Below are 19,061 nucleotides of genomic sequence, written 5' to 3'. Positions count from 1 at the left end.
GCGGGCGGTGCAAAGGAGAAATCCGCTAAGCGCGCCTCAAACAACACAAAAGTGTCAAGGCTGAGTTTAAAAAAACAAACGCATTGTCCGCTAACCCTTGTATGCACAGCCCGTTCTCGCCCTTGTAACATAGCGTTACAACATAGAAAAAGTTGTTTTTCGTTTTCCTTTTGTTACAACGGGGCGCCATTCCCTTTACTTTTGCCCTCAGGCGCGGTTTAGTAATAGTAGATGGAGCCAACAACAAGGCGATGGCGTTGCCGCGATCAGCGGAGCTGGGCTCAAACGGTTGGGCTGCTGTCCTTTCCGATCGTTTCCGTCTTCCGTCCCAGCAGCCGATACATTTCTTTCGCTAACCGTTCGAGCAAGTAGATGACCGGGAGCTGGGTTGTGACATCCGTCTGTCCGATCCGCTCCGGCGTGGTGTAGTATGTCAAGTTGTAGTCCGAGATGTTCGCGAGTGTGCAATGTTTCCGGTTGGTGATGCTGATGATCGTACTGCCGTTTTCCTTGAGTCGGTGCACTTGGGCGAGCGTATATGACGTCTCTCCAGACACCGACAAGGCGATGACAGCGCAGTTGTGGAAATAATGGCCGTAAATAGGGAAAAATGGGTCCTTGATGTAGACGGAAAACTTTTGAAAGGCGGAAAAATAGCGGGAGCCGTATTCGGCCAAAATGCCCGAGCTGCCCGATCCGACGAAAATGACGTGCTCCGCTTGGGCGATCGCGGCTGCCGCCTCCAGAATGGTCCGCTCGTAATCGGCGGTCAGCGTCCGCTCGAAAAATTCTTTAAGCGCCTCTTGACTGTTGATGATTGACGTTCGCTTTGTCTCGCGCAAATACAGCTTCCATTTTGTCTTAAATTCGCTGAACCCTTCGCATCCGACCTTTTTGCAAAAACGGAGCACAGTCGGCGACGAGACATGGACGGCTTCGGCGAGCTCGCGGATGCGCATGTACGCGACTTCATGCGGGTGTTTCATCACGTAGTCGTAAATGGCGTAATCGAGCTCGGAAAACTGGGCGATTTGTTCGGGAGTGAACATCGGGACACCTCGCTTTCATGGGACGGAACGTGCGATGGCTGGGAAAGGATGGCGCTTTCAAGCCCACTGGTTGATTCCTACATTGATTATACCATGCCCAACAGGGCGAAAGGGGAAGAGGAATATGGATAAACGATTGAAAATGGCGACGATCGGCGGCGGATCGAGCTACACGCCGGAATTGGTCGAAGGGTTGATCAAGCGTTATCATGAATTGCCGGTCGGGGAATTGTGGCTTGTCGATATTCCGGAAGGCAAAGAAAAACTTGAAATCGTCGGCGCACTTGCCAAACGGATGGTTGAAAAAGCTGGCGTGCCGATCGAGATTCATTTGACTTTGGATCGCCGCCGGGCGCTTGACGGGGCTGACTTTGTCACGACGCAGTTTCGCGTCGGAGGTCTTGAGGCGCGGGCGAAAGACGAGCGCATTCCGCTCAAGTACGGGGTGATCGGCCAGGAGACAAACGGCCCGGGCGGATTGTTTAAGGGATTGCGGACGATTCCGGTCATTTTTTCACCAGCCTTTTCGGCAGGATTTTGCCCAAGGCGCGGCGAATAAAATAAAGGAAGTTCAAATATCACAAGGAGGGAGACCGTGTCCGAAACACGAATCGACCACGACCGGCTGTTTAAGGAGTTGTTGTCGACGTTTTTTGAAGAGTTTTTGCTTCTTTTTTTCCCGCACGTGTATGAACAAATCGACTTCCGCCACGTCTCATTTTTGTCCGAAGAGGTGTTTACGGATGTGGTAGCCGGCGAAAAGCACCGTGTGGATCTATTGGTCGAAACGAAGTTGAAGGGGGAAGACGGGCTGATCATCGTGCATATCGAACATCAAAGCTACACGCAGCCGACGTTTCCCGAGCGCATGTTCATTTATGTCAGCCGCTTGTTTCAAAAATACCGTCGCCGCATTCTTCCCATTGCCATCTTCAGCTATGACGAACACCGCGATGAACCGTCCTCGTTCACCATCAAGTTTCCGTTCCTAACCGTTGTCGATTTCCGCTTTCTTACTGTTGAACTTCGCAAACTGCCATGGCGCGAGTACATTCGCCGCGACAACCCGGTTGCCGCCGCCTTGTTAAGCAAAATGGGGTATAATGAAAGCGAAAAGGTTGAAGTGAAAAAAGAATTTTTGCGCCTGCTCGTCCGCCTGGAGCTTGACGAGGCGAGGCAGCGGCTGTTGTTTCGGTTTTTCGAGACGTATTTGACGCTGTCCGAACAAGAGGAAATCCAATTGCGAAACGAGGTGAGCCAAATGGAAACGAAGGAAGCGAAAAAAGTGAACGATCTCCTGATCTCATACGAGCGGCAGGGAATGGAAAAAGGGATGGAAAAAGGGAAAATGGACGTGGCCAAGCGGATGTTGGCGAAAGGGTACGACGTGCCGACGATTTGTGAGTTGACCGGGTTGCCGGTGGAGGCAGTGGAAAAGTTGAAAGAGTAAAAAAATGGGGAGATGCCGTTCCGATGCAGCGAGCCTGTTTCGGAACGGCGTTTTTTGCTCACTCTGCGCTTGATGATGGGCATGGCCATTGCCGCATGGCGGATGATGCCGGCCGGGCTGAACCCTATTTGTATTTCATATAGATGCAATTTGAAGCTTTACCATTTGCAGCTTTTACCAAGTATTTGATCGACTGTCGGGCGACCGAACAACGCCGCTTCCAGACCCATATATGGGTCTGTGAAGCAGGCGGTTGTTCGGTCTTCCGTCACGCCTTGGCGTGACGGGGCAAGCCACAGGCTTGCCTTCGACAGTCGAAAATGGACAAACCGCTTTTCCGTCAAGGATATGTTAAACTTCTTCGTTGCATCTATACAGCTTTTGCTGCCATCGAGAAGCAGAGGCTGTGCGGCCGCGGCAGGGCGGGAAGAAGGGAGAGACACGGCATCCATTTTCTTTTGTCTAGGCTAGCGCCCCGTCATTCGTGTACAATGGCGGTAGGAGGGATCAAGATGCGCGATTGGTGGAAACGGCTGTTTTACGGCGGCGGCATCGCCGCGCTGCTTGCAAGCGCTTCCTTCACCGCCTATTGCGCTTGGAACGTGTATGCATATCCGGAGCCAGAGAAGGAACGGGTTCCGGCAAAAACAAAAGATGCATACCATTTCGTGCTTGTGCCGGAGGAACTCGATAATGATTACTGGCGGTTGGTGGAAAAAGGAGCGAAAGCGGCGGCGAAAGAACTGGGGGTTGATCTCGAGTATATCGGCCCGCGGCAGGCGAATATTGATGAGCATTTGCGCATTTTAAAAAAGGCGGCGGCAGCGAAAGTCGATGGAATCATCACACAAGGGTTGACGGAAGCGGAATTTGTCCCGGTGATTAACGAAATCACGGACAAGAATATTCCTGTGGTGACGATCGATACGGATGCCCCGACGAGCCGACGTGTCGCCTATGTGGGGACGGATAATTATTATGCCGGTTTTCTCGCAGGAAGGGCGTTAGCTGAGGATACGAAGGGCAAGGCAACGGTTGCGATTATTACCGGCAGTTTGACGGCGGCGCACCAACAGCTGCGAGTGCGCGGATTTGAGGATGCGGTGAGACAGGAAAAAGGCATCCGCATCGTCGCCATCGAAGAGTCGCACATTACGCGTGTGCAAGCCGCGGAAAAGGCGTATACGATTTTGAAAAAGCACCCGGATGTGAATGCGTTTTACGGCACGAGCGCGCTTGATGCGATTGGCGTTGCCAAGGTGGTCGAGCAGTTTCACCGGGAGCAAAAGACGTATATTATCGGTTTTGATACGCTTCCTGAGACGATCCGCTATTTGCAAAAAGGAACGATTGCGGCGACCGTGGTGCAGGAGCCGTATGAAATGGGATATCGGGCCGTGAACATGATGGCCCAGATCGTTGCCGGGAGAGACGTGCCGGCGGTGACGAATACGGAGACGAAAGTCATTCGGAAAAAAGACTTGCCGCTGCGCCCGGCGCGCAATTATGAGGTCAACACGCCATGAAGGTGCCTGCCAGGCCTCCGTAGGGAGGGGGCTGAAAGCGGAGGAAGGTTGGCGAACGCCGCTAAAGCATGAGAGACGGCCGTCCTTGACGTTCGAACACGTTCGGCTTGAAGCGGCAGGGCGATGCAGGCAACAAAGCGCCGGTGACAGCGGGGTGGAATCCAGATGAACATTCGGACGAAGATGCTGCTTTGTTTTACCGTTTTTTTGCTTTTGCTTAACGGAGCGGTGTTTCTTTTGTATCAGACGAGCGAAGAGATGATGAGCGATTATGATCAACGGATGCGCCGATTGTTGTTGCTGAATGAGGTGTCGCAGCGGGCAAACCGAATGATGGAACAGCTCAATGCGTACGTCTCGGAAAAAGAAGGACGGTATGCACGCGCTTATGAGCGGGAGTTCCGCTGGCTGCAGCAACACCGCCGGCAGCTCGGCGCCATCTTGCCAGTGCTGTCCGACCGGCTGGCGGCGGAAAACTATGAACATATGATTGAAAGTTTGCTGGAGGAGGCGGCGCTGACGGTCTATCATTTTCAAGCCGGAAATATTGGCTTGTACTCGTCCCACTTGCATGAAACGATGAACATTGCGTCCTTTTTGCAAGAGGAAACGTTAAACTTGATTGACGATGAGCTGACGGCCTACCAACGGCGGTACGATGAAGTGGAGCGGCGCAACCGCTATTTCCGCTATATGGGGATGGGATTGTTTGTCACGACGTTGTTGCTTGGCGCCTTGCTGGCGGTGTTCTTTTCCGGCCACTTAACGAAGCCGATCATTCTTCTCTCGCGCGCTGCCCGATCCATCGCTGACGGGCGGCTGGACGGGCCGGATATTGAGCCGATGACCAACGATGAGCTGCGGCTGTTGACGATCACGTTTAATGACATGCGCCGCAATTTAAAGCAGCTGATTGCGGAGATGAAACAAAAGGCTGAGCTCGACCGGCTGGTGAAGGAACTGGAACTCAAAAGCTTGCAAAGCCAAATCAATCCGCATTTTTTATTCAATACGCTGAACACGGTCGCGAAGATGGCGTACTTGGAGAACGCCCAGCAAACGTCGCGGCTGATTGAAGCGGTGGCGGCCATTTTGCGCTACAACTTGGGCGATTTGCAGCGGACGGTGACGCTTGCCGATGAGGTGCGCATCGCCCGTGAATATTTCTTCATCCAGCAGACGCGGTTTTTTGATCGGATCAAGTTTTCGTTAGAGGCGGAACCATCTTGCCTCGATCAACCGCTTCCGCCGCTCACGTTGCAGCCGCTGATTGAAAATGCGTTCATCCATGGCATTGAGACGTACGAGCAGGGAGCCGAGCTGTCCGTGTCCGTTTTCGCCGAAAACGAGCGGGTCGTTGTGGAAGTGCGCGACAATGGTGTCGGCATGGATGAGCAGGTGAAAGCGGAGCTTGATGCGTTGATCCGCGGCGAAGAACCGCCGGCGCGCCGCGAGCAAGGGCGCGGCCATTCGACCGGCATCGGCTTGCACAATGTCATTCGCCGGCTGCAGCTGTTTTACGGAGTGATGGATGTGGCCGAAATCGAGTCTGCACCAGGAAAAGGAACGACGGTGCGGTTATGGCTGCCAAGATGGCAAGGGGGGATGAACGGTGAAAGTGGCGATCGTCGATGATGAGGCGTTGGAGCGAAGAGCGCTTTGCAAAATGATTAACGACCACCTTCCGGACATCGAGGTGGTCGCCGAGGGCGCCAACGGGCGCGAGGCCATTGACATTGCCAAGCAATATTGTCCGGATGTGATGCTCATTGACATCAAAATGCCTGGCCTTGACGGGCTGCAAGCGATCGAAGCGATTCGCCAAGACGGCCTCGATCTGGAGTTCATTATTGTGTCGGCGTTTGATTTGTTCGACTATGCGAAACAAGCGATGCGGTTTGGCGTCAAGGAATATTTATTGAAACCGAGCCGGAAGGAGGAGGTCATTTCGGCTTTGGAACGGGTCAGCCAAGAAGTGGCGGCCAAGCGGCAACACGAGGAGAGCAACCGCCAGCTCGAGGAGCAGATTCGCCGGTTGCAGACGCTTGTGGAAAGCGAATGGCTGTCCGTCCTCATGACAGAAGACGTATCGGCTGATGAGTGGGAGCGGTGGAAGGAGCTGCTGCCGTTTTCGATTGCGTCGGGGATGTTCCTCGTCATTCAGTTCCCGGATGCAGGGGTGGCTGACGAATGGAAATCATGGCTGGACAAGCAGCTTAGCGGGCAGGCGCCAACGCGCTATTGGATCGGGCGGATGGCGAACCGGCGCCTGCCGGTCTTGTTTTTCCGCAGCCCAAACGATGGCGAGCCGGCCTGGAAGCCCGTCATCCAGGCATTGGCGCTCGATTTGGCGCGGCAGTTTTCGGCCCGGTACGGCGCCGCGCTGTATATCGGGCTCGGCTCCCCGTTTTCCCGCCTTGACCAACTTCGTTCCTCGTACTATGAGGCGCTGTCGGCCGCACATTATTACGCCGACCGGCAAAAAGCGCAAGTGGGGTTTCTGCCGGCGGAAGCGACGCGCGCCGGCGGGGGAGCGGAACGGGATAAACGGCTGTTTGAAGCGCTGCGCCTTGGCGACATCGAGCAAGCCCGGATGATCTGTCTGACGTATATAGAGGAACTGGCCTCTTCTCATTCACTGCCGGCCGCCGGGCGCAAAGCGGAAGAGACCTTTGTGTGGCTCGGGCGTCTTCTATCGGAGCTGGGCATTCGTTACGAGCGGCTCGCTTCCTTTGCTTCCTGCCGGTCGGCGGCAGAATTGAAGCGGGCGGCGCTTGATGAACTGGACCGCATCGCCGCTGATCTCGAGGCTTGGCGCCAGCAGCAAGCGTATGGCAAACTCGGCAAGGCGAAAGACTACATTGACCGTCATTACGCCGAGCCGCTGACGCTTGAGGAAGTGGCTGAACAAGCGGGCATCAGTCCGTACTACTTCAGCAAACTGTTCAAAGAGCATTTTGGCATCACCTTTATCGACTACGTGACGAACGTGCGCATCGAGCGGGCGAAAGAAGCGCTGGCTGAGACTGATCAAAGCTTAAAAGAAATTTGTTTTCTCGTCGGCTACAACGACCCAAACTATTTCAGCCGCGTCTTTAAAAAGCAGACCGGCCTGTCGCCGAGCGAATACCGGAAAAAAGTACTGGCGCGCTGACAAGGGGAGTGCTGTCTCCAACAAGGAAGGTGGATGGCGAGTCAAAAGGCAAACGGGCAAGTCCCGCAAACCCGCAAACGAAGTGGGTTGCCCCGCCCTCTTCCGGCGTCCGAAACGAAGCCCGCCCCCTGATGGGGAGACGGGCTTTTTTCGCGCCATTGAAGCGAAATGGCCGCTAGCTGTACCAGCGAGACTTTCGTTTGCCCGACAGGAGAACGGAAAACAAAAAAGTGAAGAAAAACGCAAAAAAGTGAAGAAATCAAGCCGCAGTTTGATGAGTAGCGCATGGTACACTCAACATTGAAAGGGGTTTCAAAAAACAGATGCAAAGGGGGAGAATCATGAGAAAGAAAGCATCCGCATGGCTGGCGCTTGCGCTTGGAATTGGGATGGCGCTGTCGGGCTGCAGCAGCTCGAACTCTTCATCCGATAACGCCAAACAAGGCAGCCAAAAAGCGGGAGAGAAACTCGAGATTTTCAGCTGGTGGACCGGAGCCGGTGAGGAAGACGGCTTAAAAGCGCTCATCAAACTGTTCCAAGAAAAATATCCGGATATTGAAGTCGAAAACGCAGCGGTCGCCGGCGGGGCCGGGACGAACGCCAAGGCGGTCTTAGCGAGCCGCATGCAAGGGAACGACCCGCCATCGACGTTCCAAGTGCACGGCGGAGCGGAACTCAATGAAGGTTGGGTGGCCGCCGGCAAAATGGAGCCGCTCAACGATTTATATGAAAAAGAAGGCTGGATGGACAAATTCCCGAAAGCGTTGATTGACATGGTGAGCAAGGACGGCAACATTTACTCCGTGCCCGTCAACATTCACCGCGGCAACGTGCTGTGGTACAACAAAAAAATCTTTGCCGATAACGGACTCCAGCCGCCGAAAACGTTCGACGAGTTTTTCCAAGTGGCTGACAAGCTGAAAGCAAAAGGCATTACGCCGCTTGCATTGGGCGACAAAGAGCCGTGGGTTGCGACGCACCTGTTTGAAAACGTGCTGCTTGGCACGCTCGGAACGGAAAACTACAAGAAGCTTTGGACCGGTGAAGTCTCGTTTAACGATCCGCAAGTGAAACAAGCCGTTGAGACGTTTAAGAAAATGCTCAACTATATTAACGAAGACCATAGCTCGCGCAACTGGCAAGACGCCGCCCAGCTCGTTGCCGAAGGAAAAGCGGCCATGTACGTGATGGGAGACTGGGTGAAAGGCTATTTTGTCAACGATTTGAAATTGAAGGTGAACCAAGACTTCGGCTATGTGCCGGTGCCGAATACGGAAGGCAAGTTTATGGTCATCACCGATACGTTCGGCTTGCCGAAAGGTGTGAAAAACCCGGACGATGTGAAGAAATTTTTAGCAGTGCTTGGTTCGGTGGAAGGACAAGATGCGTTTAACCCGCTGAAAGGCTCCATCCCGGCCCGCATCGATGCGGATCCGTCCAAGTACGATGAATACGGCAAACAAACGATGCAAGACTTCAAAACAGCGGAGCTGGCGCCAAGCTTAGCGCACGGTTCAGCAGCGCCGGAAGGGTTTGTCACGAAGGTGAATCAGGCTGTCAACATTTTCGTGACGCAAAAAGATGTGAAGACGTTCATCGACACGTTGGCTTCAGCAGCAACAGAACTGAAGAAGTAATCGGGAAAAGGGGACGGGAGCCATTCTCTTCCCCTTTTCGTCATCATGAGGAGGGATGATGGTGGAAACGGTCAGCATCACGCCAGCCGAGAAGACAGCAGGTGTCCCCGCGGTGCGGAAAAAGCGGAAATGGACGGCCGATCATTGGCTGGCAGCGGCGTTTTTGGCGCCGTCGGTCGTACTGATTTTCTTATTTGTATACGGGTTTATCGGCTGGACGGGGTATGTGTCCTTGAGCAACTGGAATTCGCTCGTGCCGGATTGGTCGTTTGCCGGGTTGAAAAACTATCTGTATTTGTTTCATGATTTCCGCTTCCAAGCGGATCTGCGCAATACGCTTGTGTTTACGGTGTTGTTTATCGCCGCCGTCATTGTGTTGGGACAATTGCTTGCCATTTTGCTTGACCAAAAACTGCGCGGCGAGTCGCTGTTTCGCAACATTTTCTTTTTCCCGATGGCCTTGTCATTTGTCGTCACCGGGGTCGTGTGGCAATGGCTGTTCAACCCGTCAACCGGCGTCAATTTGTTTTTAAAACCGCTCGACTTGGATTCTAAATGGTATACCGACACAACGATTCTCGGTGGATTCCATTGGGGCAAAATCGAATTTGGCATCCCAGTGGCCATCATTGCCGTTGTCGTGGCGGCCGTTTGGCAAATGACGGGATTTGCGGTTGCGATGTATCTCGCCGGCCTGCGCGCCATTCCAGATGAAGTGCGGGAAGCGGCGCGGATGGACGGGGCGACCGAGTTTCAATTGTATTGGAAAATCATTTTGCCGCTGTTACGACCGATCACCGTCAGCGTCATCATCATTATGGCCCATATTTCGCTGAAAATTTTCGACTTGATTTACGCCATGACCGGGCCGGGGGCGAACTTTGTCACCGATGTGCCGGGCGTGTACATGTTTGAAACGACGTTCCGCGGCAACTATTACGCCAACGGCGCGGCGATTGCGATCGTGATGCTGCTGTCGGTCGCCATCTTTATCGTTCCGTATCTCATCTCAAGCCGCAAGGGGGGATCGTGATGGCGAGATCCGTGTGGGCGCGGCCGTTTTTGTATTTATTGGCCCTCGTCATGAGCGTGTTTTTCCTGTTGCCGGTGTATGTCATGGTCACAACGAGCTTGAAGCCGCTCGATGAAGTGACATTGGCCGATATGTGGAAGCTGCCGTCAACGATTGACTGGAGCAGCTACGCGACGGCGTTTGACAAGCTCGCCCCGAACTTTTGGAATTCGATTTTGCTCGTCGTGCCGGCGACGTTGTTATCCGCGCTGCTTGGGTCGCTCAACGGCTACGTGCTGTCGAAATGGAAGTTTAAAGGAGCGGATACGCTCTTTACGCTCATTTTGTTCGGCATGTTCATCCCGTATCAAAGCATTCTCATTCCGCTTATCCAGTTTTTGCGCGAAATCGGGCTGTACAACACGATTCCGGGGCTCGTGTTCGTCCATGTCGTCTACGGCATTCCGATTACGACGCTCATGTTCCGCAATTTTTACGCCGCGATACCGGATGAGATGATTGAGTCGGCCAAAATCGACGGCGCGGGGTTTATCCGCATCTTCCGGTACATTATGCTCCCGCTGTCGATCACCGGCTTTGTCGTTGTCGCCATTTGGCAGTTTACAAACATTTGGAACGAGTTTCTGTTCGCGGTGACGATCACGACATCGGACAAACAGCCGATCATGGTCGCCTTGCAAAATTTATCCGGCAGCCAAATCGTCCAATGGAACGTGCAAATGGCGGGGGCTTTGTTGGCCGCACTGCCGACGTTGCTCGTGTACACCTTCCTCGGCAAATACTTCGTCCGCGGCTTGCTTGCCGGCTCGGTGAAGGGGTGAGCCAATCAGCGGTGTAGATCAACAAACCCAGCAGACAATAGAATCGATTGCACTATGTTTCAAAGAGCCGCTGATCAGCGGCTTTTTGCCATTGATGTCTTCTCCCTTTTTCTAGTAAGATAGACACAAGAAAAGAGCAGATGAAGAAAGCGAGGCGTACATATGATCCTAGGAGCCATTGAAGCTGGAGGCACGAAATTTGTCTGCGCCATCGGCGATGAACATGGGAACATCCATGAACGGGCGGTGTTTCCGACGACGGTGCCGGAAGAGACGATGGCGCACGTCATCGACTTTTTCCGTCCGCACCGCATCGAGGCGATTGGGATCGGATCGTTCGGCCCGATCGATTTGCGTCCGGACAGTCCGACGTACGGATGCATTACGAGCACACCGAAACAGGCGTGGGCGCAGTTTGATTTTGTCGGCACAATGAAGCAGCATTTTCCCGTGCCGATCGGCTTTGACACGGATGTCAATGCGGCGGCGCTCGGCGAGCAGCGCTGGGGGGCGGCGCGAGGGCTTGACAGCTGCCTGTACATGACGGTCGGCACCGGCATCGGCGTCGGCGCGATCGTCGAGGGCCGCTTGCTGCATGGGCTGCTTCACCCGGAGATGGGCCACATGTTGGTCCGCCGTCATCCGGATGACGCGTTTGCCGGCATTTGCCCGTATCATGGCGACTGTTTGGAAGGCATGGCGTCTGGCCCCGCGATTGAGCGGCGTTGGGGGAAAAAGGGGGCGGAATTGGCTGACCGCCATGAAGTATGGGAGCTAGAAGCCTTTTATCTTGCCCAAGCGATCGCCAACTACATCCTCATTTTATCGCCGAAAAAGGTGATCACGGGCGGGGGCGTCATGAAGCAGACGCACGTGCTGCCGCTTGTGCGCCGTCATGTGCAGGAATTGCTTGGCGGCTATATTCAGCACGAAGCGATTCTCGAGAAGATCGATGAGTACATCGTCCTCCCAGGGCTTGGCGACAACGCCGGTATCGCGGGCGCTTTGGCGCTCGCAGCGGCGGCAAACGAATAGCAAGAACGGCCGTCCACCGTCTTCAATCAGGCGGTGGGGCCGTTTTTTTTGTTTGAAGGCAGGGATGTTGACTGATTGTTCGGCAAATTCAGGCCGAAAAATGACTGTTTGGTCAAAAAATATCGTTTTTGAGTTGCATACCTTTATAACAGTAGTTTATAATCGTTTTGACCAAATGGTCATATGGGATATGGAGGCGAGGACAATGACCGATGTTCGACGGTTGGTTGAATGGCTGCAACAGCGCGGCGTACGGGTTGATTTCGTGAAACCGCGCGCGGTGTTGCCGTCGTATCGGCAATGGATGACAGCGAATGGGAAAGGAATGAGTCGTTGCCATGGATGAACGGCGCGCCCAATTTATTGAGGCGGCAATGAAATTGTTTGCCGAAAAAGGGTATCATGAGACGTCGATTCAAGATTTGGTCGAGGCATGGGGGATTTCCAAAGGAGCGTTTTATCACCATTTCGCCTCGAAGGAAGATTTGTTGCTGGCGGTGCTCCGCTACTACAGCGAAAAAATGGTCGCTGATTTCATGGCGGACGGCGGGGAAGGGACGGAAAAAGAACGGTTTACTCGCCAGCTGGCCGCCCATTTTTCTCACATTCGCGAGTACAAAGACTTTTTGCGTATGATGATGTCGGAGCAATTGCCGAAAGTCAATCCGGAAGTGGAACGGTATATGTTCCGCCAGCATGGGCGCCTTTTTTTATGGTATTGCACCCGTCTGGCGGAGGTGTACGGAGAGGCAGTCGGTCCGTATGTGTATGATGTCGCTATGATAACCAACGGCATCATCCGACAATATTTGTTTTACTTCTTTTTTCGCGAAGAGGCGTTTGACGCGGACGAGGCGGCTCGTTTTCTCGTGCGGCGCATTGATGCGATTGTTGCCAGCTTCACGGCTGATGAGCGCCCGCTTTTGACCGAGGAGTCGTTTGCGCCATGGATGAAACTGGAGGAGCGTGAGCGCGAGCGTCAGCGGGAGCGGCTGGTTTCGGCGTTCGCCGCCGTCCGGGAGGCCGCCAACGGGCTCGATCCGAAGCAGGCGAACGATGTGCTTGAAGCCGTAGCGGCGCTGGAGGAGGAAGTGCTTGGGCGCAATGAGCCGCCGCGCGCCTATATCGTTGAAGCGCTGCTTTTGTATTTGCGCCATCAACAGGCGCCTCGACTTGCGTCGGCTTTGGACGCACTGAGCCAAGAAATGGAAGCGTATCAACGACTCAATGGATGGGAGAGAGAACCATGGAAAAAGCGTTAACAGTGCCAGCGAGCACCATTCGTCATCGTCCGTTGCTCATTACCGGGTTGATCATTGCCATGCTGTTTGCGGCATTAGACGGGACGATCGTCGGCACGGCGATGCCGCGCATCGTCGGGGAGCTTCACGGATTGGGGATTATGACGTGGCTGACGACAGCGTATATGTTGACGTCGACGACGGTCGTGCCGATCGCCGGCAAGCTCGCCGACTTATTGGGCCGTCGGATTGTCTATGTGAGCGGGTTGGTCATTTTTATGGCTGGTTCAGCGCTTTGCGGCATGGCGAACGATATGACCGAGCTCATCATTTACCGCGGCATTCAAGGACTGGGCGGCGGGATTATGATGCCGATGGCGATGATTGTCATCGGTGACGTGTTCACCGGCAAGGAGCGGGCGAAATGGCAAGGGGTGTTCGGCGGTTTGTACGGTCTCGCTTCAGTGCTGGGCCCGCAAATCGGCGGCTTTATCGTCGACCATTTGAACTGGCGCTGGGTGTTTTACATCAACTTGCCGGTCGGCATTCTCGCCACGGTGCTGATTGCGATGGGGTTAAGCAAATATAAAGCCGAAGGGCCGGTGAAATTTGACATCGCCGGGATGGCGACGTTGACGGCGGGCGTCGTCAGCTTGTTGTTGGGGTTGACCTTTGGCGGCGACCGATATCCGTGGGGGTCGTGGCAAATCGTTTCGTTGTTTGCGGCCGCGGTTGTCTTTTTCGCTTTGTTTGTTTGGGCGGAAAAACGGGCGGAGGAGCCGATCATTCCGCTTCGGTTGTTCCGCAATCGGACGTTTACGCTGCTCAATGGCATCGGCTTTTTCATGAGCGTCGGCATGTTTGGCGCGATTATGTTTGTGCCGTTTTTTATGCAAGGCATTGTCGGTGTGAGCGCCACCCAATCCGGGACGATTATGACGCCGATGATGATCACGATGATCATCGGCAGCGTCCTTGGCGGTCGACTGGTATACCGGATCGGGGTGAAGCCGCAGCTGATCATCGGCATGGCCGTTATGGCGTCCGCATTCGGGCTGCTTGGCACGATGGATGTCGAGACGTCGAAATGGACGGCGACGATGTATATGATCATTCTCGGTCTTGGCACAGGGCTCGTGATGCCGATTTTGACGCTCGCCCTGCAAGAAAGCTTTCCAAAATCGGAGCTTGGCGTCGTGACGTCTTCAAGCCAATTTTTCCGCTCGATCGGCGGGACGTTTGGGATGACGGTGCTTGGCGCCATCATGAACCACCGGTCGAGCGCCTTGCTTGACGAGCGGCTCATGCCAAAGCTCGAAGCGCTGCCGGCGCAGGCGAAAGGGCTTGTCGACCGCTTTGCCGGCATGATCCATGATGATCCGCAAGGGCTGTATTCCGTTCTGCTCAGTCCGGAAGCGATGGCCAAGATTCCAGCGCTGCTGCGCGACATGTTCGTGCCGGTGCTGAAGCAGTCGCTTGTCGACTCGCTGCAATCCGTCTTTTTGTTCGGGCTCGTGTTTATCGCTGTGGGCTTGTTGTTGGTGTTCGGTTTGAAAAGGATCACCTTGTCTGATCGGACCGAGGCGATGAAGCAGTTGAAGCAGGCAGAGGAGAAGGCCTAGCGGCATGCGAATGAAGAAAAGAAAACGGCGGACCGCGCCTCATTCGCTCAGGCGGCGGGCCGCCTTTCTTTTTGGCGGCGACGAACAAAACTCCCCCGGAGCGATGAGGCATCCGGGGGTGAGGTGCCAATGGAAGCCGGCGGCTCGCTCCGTGCGGCCCATTTCGCCAGGCGGTTTCGCATCGACGTGATGCCCGGCGCATGGCGGTTTCACGGTGACGATTCGCGATGGCTGGTTACGTTGCGCCCGCATCCGCGCTTTGGCCGAAGACGCGGGAGCGGGTGAGAAAGCGGACGCCTTCCGGACCTTCGAGCGAAAACATGCCGCCGCGCCCGGGGACGACGTCAATGATGAGCTGCGTATGCTTCCAATATTCGTATTGCGCCTTAGAGATGTAAAACGGGCAGCCGCCGATTTCGCCAAGCAAAACATCGGAATCGCCGACGATCAACTCACCGAGCGGGTAGCACATCGGCGAGCTGCCGTCGCAGCAGCCGCCGGATTGATGGAACATAAGTGGGCCGTATTTCGCCTTTAATTTTTCAATCAATTTTAACGCCGCTTCGGTGGCGATGACTTTCGGTTCATTAGGCATCGGATGCACCTCCTTTCGCATCACGGTCAAAGACAGGTGCCTAGAGCAGCTTTGCTGGATTCGTCGAATGGAACGGTTGTTGCGTCGTTTTCCATTCCATCATCAAAAGGCGTTTGCGTGGTTTTGGCGGTGACGGATGCAACAGTGGGCAAAAGGCAACGCGTCGGCGCTGCCTTTTGCTGTGGAAGAGCAGGTGGACCAATGTCAGAACAAGCCAAGTTTTTTCGGCGAATAGCTGACGAGCAAGTTTTTCGTTTGTTGATAATGGTCGAGCATCATTTTGTGCGTTTCGCGGCCGATGCCGGACATTTTGTAGCCGCCAAACGCCGCGTGGGCCGGATAAATGTGATAGCAGTTCGTCCAGACGCGGCCAGCCTGGATGCCGCGGCCGAACCGGTACGCGGTGTTGATGTCGCGCGTCCAGACGCCGGCGCCAAGGCCGTACAGCGTTTCATTGGCGATCGAAAGCGCTTCGTCATGATCTTTAAACGTTGTGACCGCGAGCACCGGGCCGAAAATTTCTTCTTGGAAGATGCGCATTTTGTTATGCCCTTTGAAAACGGTCGGCTTGACGTAATAGCCGCCGGACAGTTCTCCTTCGAGCATGTTCCGCTCGCCGCCGATCAAAAGTTCGGCGCCTTCCTGTTTGCCGATGTCGATGTATGACAAAATTTTCTCGAGCTGTTCGGAGGAGGCTTGGGCGCCGATCATCGTTTCCGTATCGAGCGGATTGCCTTGCTTGATTTGCTTGACGCGTTCAAGCGCCCGTTCCATAAAGGCGTCGTAAATCGACTCATGGATGAGGGCACGCGACGGGCATGTGCACACTTCGCCTTGGTTTAGAGCGAACATCGTAAAGCCTTCAAGCGCTTTATCAAGAAAGTCATCGTCTTTGTCCATCACATCAGCGAAGAAAATGTTCGGAGACTTGCCGCCAAGCTCAAGCGTGACCGGCACGATGTTTTGCGAGGCGTACTGCATGATGAGCCGTCCGGTCGTCGTTTCACCGGTGAACGCCACTTTCGCCACGCGTGGATTCGAGGCGAGCGGCTTGCCGGCTTCTAAGCCAAAGCCGTTGACGATGTTGACGACGCCAGGCGGAAGCAAATCTTCGATGAGTTCGATGAGAACGAGGATTGACGTCGGTGTTTGCTCCGCCGGTTTCAAGACGACGCAGTTGCCGGCCGCGAGCGCTGGCGCGAGCTTCCAGGCCGCCATTAAAATCGGGAAGTTCCACGGGATGATTTGTCCGACAACGCCGAGCGGTTCTTTGAAATGATAGGCGACCGTGTCATGATCGATTTCCGAAATGGTGCCTTCTTGCGCGCGGATGCAGCTGGCGAAATAGCGGAAATGGTCGATGGCAAGCGGAATGTCAGCCGCGAGCGTCTCACGGATCGGCTTGCCGTTTTCCCATGTTTCGGCGACGGCCAGCATTTCCAAGTTTTCTTCCATCCGATCGGCGATTTTGTTCAGCAAACGGGCGCGCTCTGCCGGAGACGTGCGTCCCCATGCGTCTTTGGCCGCATGGGCGGCGTCAAGCGCCAGTTCGATGTCCGCCGCTTTCGAGCGCGGCACTTCGCAATACGGCTGTCCGGTGATTGGCGTGATATTTTCGAAATACTCGCCGTCGACCGGCGGCACCCATTTGCCGCCAATGAAGTTTTCGTAGCGCTTTTTAAATGTGACAAGCGCGCCTGGCTGGCCTGGTTGTGCGTAGATCATCCCCGATTCCTCCTTCATTTGAGTTTTTGTATTCGCTTACAAAGTAAATAATATTATAAATATTCGGTACAGTCAAGAATTTTGTGTAATGAAAGATAGATAGGGTATCTCTCAATGGATTTGGAATAGATAAGAGTGGCTTTCCTCCGCATAGTAGACAGAATATTCTGTCTACTATGCGGAAAGGGAGAATCCCCTTACTTTGTGATTTGCAGTATTTGGTTAATTGTAACGTTCTTCAAACATTCGCTTGAGGGCTTCCTGCGCTTCGGCAAATCCTCTCCACTTTCGCTCTGCCCATTTCTCATTAAACTCTTGAATGGTCAAATACACGATTTTTTTCGCGGCTTCTAAACTGCTCAAACTGTTCATCGGTTTTAGACGTTTCCGAATCTCCTTGATCGTTCGATGGCATTCGTCGTGTAAATTACACTTCGAATACTGTTTGGATAATTCATAAAGGTGAGGAGGACATCCAACTCATTGGCCCAAGATTGCACTTCTCTTGGGTACTTGCTCGACCATTTCGATTCAAACTGTCGAAACATCTCCAATGCGATTTCTTTACTCGGAGATCGATAAATGAGTTTCAGATCCTCCGCCATTTCGAATTGGTCTTTTTTTCGAACACGATTTAAGGTGTTACGAACTTTGTGAACGACACAACGCTGTACGTCAGCTTTCGGATAAACCGCCCGAAAGGCTTCCTCCAGCCCCGGAAGCCCATCGAAGACGCCAAGAAGCACTTCCTTGACGCCTCTTTTCTGTCGGTGCGGTCATCGGGAGAAAGCCAACCGCAACGGCATCCTCTTCCAATGCCAAAAGTGCGGATACACCATCCACGCCGACCTAAATGGCGCGATCAACATCGCCAAAGCGATTTCAGGCTTGAGCGCCTAACCTAGCGCGCTGGTCACAGGTGCGCCGCCCATTGGGGTACATGCTAACCCGATGGGACGGGGTGATGACACAGCCCCGAACTTGGGCGTTGTCCGAACCAGAAATGGATGAGGGCGTTAACGACCCAAGAATCCCACGCCTTTAGGCGTGTGGAGTGTCAAATTAGCATGGCTGGACAATACTGTCAAATCGAAAATGCCAATGCGGCAGTATAGATGGTGATGAGAAAAGGCGCCCCGCCGCTTTTGGGGCACCCTTGGTTAGCTTCAAGGACTTGAATCGACGGTTCGGCCATCAATCGACTTCAAGACCTTCAAGCCAGCGGCTCGCGCAGACGCTGCAAAGATGATGGAACACTTCGATCGCCTCATTCGGATCGGCGGCGAAAAAGACGCTCGCTGCCGTTTCGTTTTCTTCGCGGACGAACTCAAGCAAAAAATCGGTGGCAATCCGGTTGAACAAAAGAAGCGCGCCGTAGGAGCGCTCAAGCCGGCGTTTTCGCTCGATCGGGTCATCGATGGACAAAAACGGGCGCTCATAGCGGGCGACAAGCTCCGCCAGCCGGCGGTGGATCGCGCGCTGGGCGTCAGCGAGCATCGCCTCGATCGTGCTTGGCGACAAAAACGTTTGCTCGCGCAGCATATAGCCCCAAATTTGCTTTAGCGCATGGGCCGATTCGCTCGCAAACGCGATGTTGCCGAGCAGATCGGCAACGTATTGCTCGTCGTCATCGGTTTGAATGCGCAGCTTCATAATGATTTCGAGCACATCGGAATGAATTTTTTCTTTCCGCCATGATTTCGTCAGCTCATGAAGCAAGACGGAAAGCGAGCGTGCCAATTCTTCTTTCGTCATGATCAGCCAGTCCTTTCCCAGCAACATCGTTCCCTTTCTCATTGTATCATGACGGCTGTCTGTATAAAGCAGATCCGTTATTTTTCCGAATTGACGGAGGAAAACTGCGGTTTGGGCGAAGACCGGGAGCCCACCGTTTCATAGACGATGCATGGGTCTGAAAGGGATGTCGCTTAGCTGTCCGCTGCTGGTTATCGAGGTGCCAGTTGCTCAATGAAAAGAGTTGACGTATGATGGAGTCAAAAACGATAGAAACGATTGGGCCGGGCGGCATATGTTTGAAGAGAGGAAAGAAGATAGCGTCAAAAGTTCTATGAAAACTCCACACGAGCCATCCCGTTGGGCATCGTAGGGCATTCTCAGAGCCAGATTCGCCCTTGACCAACACCCGCCAAAGGAAAGAAAGGGAGGGGAGAGA

The 19,061-nt window shown here is 54.1% G+C and carries 15 protein-coding genes and 3 pseudogenes; 13 read left to right on the top strand and 5 right to left on the bottom strand.

Annotated elements, in window-relative coordinates; genetic code table 11:
- Nucleotides 1–281 precede the first annotated feature (281 nt).
- Complete coding sequence (locus BRO54_RS09805; RefSeq protein ID WP_074043818.1) at nucleotides 282–1,049, bottom strand: MurR/RpiR family transcriptional regulator; 768 nt, start codon at nucleotides 1,047–1,049, stop codon at nucleotides 282–284.
- Between the two features lie 124 nt (nucleotides 1,050–1,173).
- On the opposite strand from BRO54_RS09805, the pseudogene BRO54_RS09800 reads away from it, so the two are divergent.
- The 12 genes and pseudogenes from BRO54_RS09800 to BRO54_RS09740 form a co-directional block, all read left to right on the top strand.
- A pseudogene (locus tag BRO54_RS09800) lies at nucleotides 1,174–1,572 on the top strand (family 4 glycosyl hydrolase); the annotation flags it as partial.
- 72 nt (nucleotides 1,573–1,644) lie between these two features.
- Nucleotides 1,645–2,499, top strand: coding sequence for an Rpn family recombination-promoting nuclease/putative transposase (locus BRO54_RS09795; protein WP_074043817.1), 855 nt, complete (start codon nucleotides 1,645–1,647; stop codon nucleotides 2,497–2,499).
- 512 nt (nucleotides 2,500–3,011) lie between these two features.
- Nucleotides 3,012–4,025 carry a sugar-binding protein gene (locus BRO54_RS09785; RefSeq protein ID WP_074043816.1) on the top strand — a complete coding sequence of 338 codons (1,014 nt, stop codon included), beginning with the start codon at nucleotides 3,012–3,014 and terminating at the stop codon, nucleotides 4,023–4,025.
- Nucleotides 4,026–4,190: 165 nt separating this feature from the next.
- Nucleotides 4,191–5,660, top strand: a complete 1,470-nt coding sequence (locus BRO54_RS09780; RefSeq protein ID WP_074043815.1) for a sensor histidine kinase — start codon at nucleotides 4,191–4,193, stop codon at nucleotides 5,658–5,660.
- Complete coding sequence (locus BRO54_RS09775; RefSeq protein WP_074043814.1) at nucleotides 5,638–7,179, top strand: response regulator transcription factor; 1,542 nt, start codon at nucleotides 5,638–5,640, stop codon at nucleotides 7,177–7,179. The genes BRO54_RS09780 and BRO54_RS09775 overlap by 23 nt, the downstream gene beginning before the upstream one ends.
- Nucleotides 7,180–7,520: 341 nt before the next feature.
- A complete protein-coding gene (locus BRO54_RS09765; protein WP_074043812.1) occupies nucleotides 7,521–8,816 on the top strand; it encodes an ABC transporter substrate-binding protein in 1,296 nt (431 codons plus the stop codon).
- A 61-nt stretch (nucleotides 8,817–8,877) separates the two neighbouring features.
- Complete coding sequence (locus tag BRO54_RS09760; protein WP_074043836.1) at nucleotides 8,878–9,849, top strand: carbohydrate ABC transporter permease; 972 nt, start codon at nucleotides 8,878–8,880, stop codon at nucleotides 9,847–9,849.
- Nucleotides 9,849–10,670, top strand: a complete 822-nt coding sequence (locus BRO54_RS09755; RefSeq protein WP_074043811.1) for a carbohydrate ABC transporter permease — start codon at nucleotides 9,849–9,851, stop codon at nucleotides 10,668–10,670. Before BRO54_RS09760 ends, BRO54_RS09755 begins: the two co-directional genes overlap by 1 nt.
- A 162-nt stretch (nucleotides 10,671–10,832) precedes the next feature.
- Nucleotides 10,833–11,705, top strand: a complete 873-nt coding sequence (locus BRO54_RS09750; protein WP_074043810.1) for an ROK family protein — start codon at nucleotides 10,833–10,835, stop codon at nucleotides 11,703–11,705.
- 205 nt (nucleotides 11,706–11,910) lie between these two features.
- Nucleotides 11,911–12,051, top strand: a complete 141-nt coding sequence (locus tag BRO54_RS20060) for a hypothetical protein (RefSeq protein ID WP_013146496.1) — start codon at nucleotides 11,911–11,913, stop codon at nucleotides 12,049–12,051.
- The gene (locus BRO54_RS09745) at nucleotides 12,044–12,967 is read left to right on the top strand and encodes a TetR/AcrR family transcriptional regulator (protein WP_074043809.1); all 924 of its coding nucleotides are present in this window, start codon (nucleotides 12,044–12,046) and stop codon (nucleotides 12,965–12,967) included. The genes BRO54_RS20060 and BRO54_RS09745 overlap by 8 nt, the downstream gene beginning before the upstream one ends.
- The gene (locus tag BRO54_RS09740) at nucleotides 12,952–14,568 is read left to right on the top strand and encodes an MDR family MFS transporter (protein WP_011232671.1); all 1,617 of its coding nucleotides are present in this window, start codon (nucleotides 12,952–12,954) and stop codon (nucleotides 14,566–14,568) included. The genes BRO54_RS09745 and BRO54_RS09740 overlap by 16 nt, the downstream gene beginning before the upstream one ends.
- Before the next feature lie 235 nt (nucleotides 14,569–14,803).
- On the opposite strand, the gene BRO54_RS09730 is transcribed toward BRO54_RS09740, so the two are convergent.
- From BRO54_RS09730 to BRO54_RS09720, 3 genes and pseudogenes are all read right to left on the bottom strand, one after another.
- Nucleotides 14,804–15,163 (bottom strand): DUF779 domain-containing protein, encoded by a 360-nt coding sequence (locus tag BRO54_RS09730; RefSeq protein WP_074043808.1) that lies wholly within the window; start codon nucleotides 15,161–15,163, stop codon nucleotides 14,804–14,806.
- A gap of 204 nt (nucleotides 15,164–15,367) precedes the next feature.
- A complete protein-coding gene (gene adh, locus BRO54_RS09725; protein ID WP_074043807.1) occupies nucleotides 15,368–16,888 on the bottom strand; it encodes an aldehyde dehydrogenase in 1,521 nt (506 codons plus the stop codon).
- Nucleotides 16,889–17,110: 222 nt separating this feature from the next.
- Nucleotides 17,111–17,652 (bottom strand): annotated as a pseudogene (locus BRO54_RS09720) (IS256 family transposase); the annotation flags it as partial.
- Here BRO54_RS09720 and BRO54_RS09715 point away from each other — a divergent pair.
- A pseudogene (locus BRO54_RS09715) lies at nucleotides 17,624–17,788 on the top strand (zinc ribbon domain-containing protein); the annotation flags it as partial. The pseudogenes BRO54_RS09720 and BRO54_RS09715 sit on opposite strands and share 29 nt — an antisense overlap.
- Nucleotides 17,789–18,082: 294 nt before the next feature.
- Here BRO54_RS09715 and BRO54_RS09710 read toward each other — a convergent pair.
- Entirely contained in the window at nucleotides 18,083–18,670 is a 588-nt protein-coding gene (locus BRO54_RS09710) for a hypothetical protein (RefSeq protein ID WP_074043805.1), read from the bottom strand.
- Nucleotides 18,671–19,061: the final 391 nt, after the last annotated feature.

Source organism: Geobacillus proteiniphilus (genome assembly GCF_001908025.1).
GTDB classification, from domain to species: domain Bacteria; phylum Bacillota; class Bacilli; order Bacillales; family Anoxybacillaceae; genus Geobacillus; species Geobacillus proteiniphilus.
Note: the sequence above shows the minus strand (reverse complement) of the source record. Positions and strands in the feature narration are given on the sequence as shown.